Annotated in this window: 1 protein-coding gene; it reads right to left on the bottom strand. The window is 60.5% G+C overall.

Annotated elements, in window-relative coordinates; all coding sequences use genetic code 11:
• On the bottom strand, positions 1-711 hold a 711-nt coding region (locus A3849_RS04375; RefSeq protein ID WP_483874375.1), incomplete at both ends, for an uL18 family ribosomal protein.

The raw sequence follows: 711 nt of genomic DNA, 5'->3' as shown, positions 1-711 counted from the left end.
GCATCCTTCTTGGCTTTGCTGTAGGCCTGAGTGGCTTCCCGCTCCGCTTCGGACTGCTTTTTCTGCGCTTCGCGTTCCTTTTCGGTCCGGACGCTGTTGATCTCACCTTTTTTCTGCTGCGCCGCTGCTCCAGCCTGTCCGGCATAGTCGGCTTCGGCTGTATCCAGCTCGTTTTTCCATTCCCCGCGCAGGTTGTCGACTTCCGCCTTGGCTCCGGTCTGCTGGCTGAGTTGCTTGTTCTTGGCATCGGCTTCCGCCTGCTGGATTTGCGCGTGGCTGTCTGCTTTGGAGATCAGCACCTTGCTGTCGAATTTCGCTTTTTCCTTGCTGTATTCCGCCTGCTTGGCGCCCAGCTGCTTCTTCATTTCCGGGGCAAGGCTGCGATTGAGTCCGGCCGTCATGTCCGCAGGCACTCCCAGTGCGGGCAGCTTCTTGGCTCCGGGTGCATTCCCGCCCTGCAGTTCTGCAGAAGCCTTCAGCGTGGAGCCGTCCGGCTCGGGATAGATGTCATTCTCACCAAACGGAGTATGGATGTGTCCCATCTCCGCCTGCTTGGCTGCCCCTACCTGCTGGGACGCCTCCTGATTGAAGCCTTCGAGCTGGGCGGGGTCCGCCTCACCGGTCATGCTGATGCCCGGAGGCTGCGCCGCAGCGGACCGGATTTCACCCAACATGGCTTCGGGATTACCTTCCGAGCCGGAAGATCCGATG

It is taken from the genome of Paenibacillus sp. P46E (assembly GCF_001909095.1).
Lineage (GTDB): Bacteria > Bacillota > Bacilli > Paenibacillales > Paenibacillaceae > Paenibacillus_AQ > Paenibacillus_AQ helianthi.
This window is presented reverse-complemented; position numbering and strand designations above follow the sequence as displayed.